This is a genomic window from Methylobacterium trifolii (assembly GCF_022179685.1).
GTDB lineage: Bacteria > Pseudomonadota > Alphaproteobacteria > Rhizobiales > Beijerinckiaceae > Methylobacterium > Methylobacterium trifolii.
The window spans coordinates 1-2,083 of record NZ_BPRB01000346.1 but is presented as its reverse complement, the minus strand read 5'-3'; the positions used below and the strand labels follow the sequence as shown (position 1 = coordinate 2,083).

At 67.9% G+C, this 2,083-nt stretch carries 3 protein-coding genes; 1 reads left to right on the top strand and 2 read right to left on the bottom strand.

Annotated features, from left to right (window positions below; translation table 11 throughout):
* Nucleotides 1–322 (top strand): transposase (locus COGEMETH_RS24110; RefSeq protein ID WP_238185210.1); only part of this gene is annotated, 322 nt, incomplete at its 5' end.
* Here COGEMETH_RS24110 and COGEMETH_RS24105 read toward each other — a convergent pair.
* Together COGEMETH_RS24105 and COGEMETH_RS24100 are read right to left on the bottom strand one after the other, a co-directional pair.
* Nucleotides 288–1,682 (bottom strand): IS701 family transposase, encoded by a 1,395-nt coding sequence (locus tag COGEMETH_RS24105; RefSeq protein ID WP_238185211.1) that lies wholly within the window; start codon nucleotides 1,680–1,682, stop codon nucleotides 288–290. The two genes, COGEMETH_RS24110 and COGEMETH_RS24105, sit on opposite strands and share 35 nt — an antisense overlap.
* 75 nt (nucleotides 1,683–1,757) lie before the next feature.
* The coding region (locus tag COGEMETH_RS24100; RefSeq protein ID WP_238185209.1) for a transposase at nucleotides 1,758–2,083 on the bottom strand (326 nt) is incomplete at its 5' end.

The following is a 2,083-nucleotide window of genomic DNA, read 5'->3' as shown; positions in this document are numbered from 1 at the left end:
GCTGACGCAGGCCGTGCAGGCGGAAACCGACGACGGCGTGGATCTGGCCTTCGTGGATCAGGGCTACACCGGCGCCAAGGCGGCGGAGGCCGCGCAGGCCAACGGCATCACGCTGGAGGTCGTGAAGGCGCCCGAGGCCAAACGAGGCTTCGTACTGCTGCCGCGACGTTGGGTGGTCGAGCGATCCTTCGCCTGGGCCACGCGCTGCCGAAGACCGGTCAAGGATTACGAAGGCTATGCCACCACCCTGGCAGGCCTGCATATGGTCGCCTTCGCCTGCCTCATGCTCAAGCAAGTCGAACGATTAATGATGGGTTCATAACACGTTCTAGCACTACCTGTGCACTTTCAGATGAGAGGGCAGCGTGAAGCGCTTTCGGCAGTGGGGGCACAGGACGGGCGGGACGAGGCTGGCGAACAGCCGTCCGATGATGGCCTGCCGCATGGCGGGCAGGCTCGGTGACGGCGGCGGCCCCGGAAGGCGGGTCGTCATTTTTTCCCCGCCCCGTCCGACGATGCTCGGCGAGGCGGAGGTGCTGCAGGTAGGCGCAGGCGATGCACGTCATCAGCGCGTGTCGATGCAGCCCGGTCCAGGACCGTCCCTCGAAATGGTCGAGGCCGAGTTCTTCCTTGAGCTGTTGGTGGGCCTGCTCGCAGACCCAGCGCGCCTTGATCGTGCCTGAAAGGGCGCGCCGTGACGTCTTGGCCGGCAGGTTGGACAGGTAGTACTTGCGCTCCCCCGACGAGCGCCACTCGCCCACGAGCCAGACGTCCTCGCCGGGCAGGTGCCGGTTGTTGCCCCAGACCGGACCGTCGCCGGTCCGCACCCGGATGGCGGCGAAACGGGCCGAGAGCTTGCCCCTCGTGCCCGGGCGCCACGTCACCCGCCGCCAGGTCAGATCGGCCAGCACCGCCTCGGCCTCCCGCGGCTCCCGGTCCGGCGCGGGCTTACGAGCGCGCCCCGTCGGCGGTACGAGTTGCACGTCGGACGCGTAGATCTTCTGGTTCCTGACGATGCCCACCGCCCAGCGCAGGCCCCGGGCATCCAGGCCGTGTCGGAAGGCGGCGCTGACGCCGTAACCCGCATCTGCCAGCACCGTGCCGAAGCACAGGCCGGCTGCCTGCAGGCGATCCAGTTCCGACAGCGCGATCTCGCCCTTGCTCCGCGGCGTGGTCGCGGGCTCGGGAACGCCAGCCTGCGCGCACCGCTGCGGATCGCTCGTCCACGCTTGCGGAAGGAACAGGTGCAAGCCCACCGGCACGGGCATCTCGCCCTGCGCCAGGGTGAGGGAGACCAGAGACTGGCAGTTGGCCTGCTTGCCCAGTGCGCCGCAGTATTGTCGCGCCACGCCGACTGAGCGCGTGCCCTTATTCGGCAGGGCCGTGTCGTCGATCACCAGGCAGGCACCGGGTCCGCCGACCAGCCGATCCGCCTGACGGGCCAGTTCCCTCCAGAGTGGTCCGTCGTCCCAGGCCGGGCTGGCGATGAAGTGCTGCAACTGGTCGTGGCCCGACAGCCCGAGCCGTGCCGCCATCGGCTGAAGGCTCTTGCGATCACCCGGACCGAGCAGACCACGCAGATAGAGCGGCGCCCAGGTTCGCCGGGTCTTGCGCCCCATCACCGCCGCGAACGGTGCCAGCCAAGTGTCGAGCCCGTCCGTTGCCCCGCGATCCCGATCCATCGCCGCCCCCAGGGCCATCCCAGGGAAGACAACGCGTCACAACCCTTCAAAGTGCCCAGGTAGTGCTAGAACGTGTTATGAACCCATCATTAATCGTTCGACTTGCTTGAGCATGAGGCAGGCGAAGGCGACCATATGCAGGCCTGCCAGGGTGGTGGCATAGCCTTCGTAATCCTTGACCAGTCTTCGGCAGCGCGTGGCCCAGGCGAAGGATCGCTCGACCACCCAACGTCGCGGCAGCAGCACGAAGCCTCGTTTGGCCTCGGGCGCCTTCACGACCTCCAGCGTGATGCCGTTGGCCTGCGCGGCGTCCGCCGCCTTGGCGCCGGTGTAGCCCTGATCGACGAAGGCCAGATCCACGCCGTCGTCGGTTTCCGCCTGTACGGCCTGCGTCAGCAGTC

Bases quoted from the DNA above. Each gene is read 5' to 3' on its own strand.
- COGEMETH_RS24105 (WP_238185211.1), bottom strand. From the start codon at position 1,682: ATGGATCGGGATCGCGGGGCAACGGACGGGCTCGACACTTGGCTGGCA.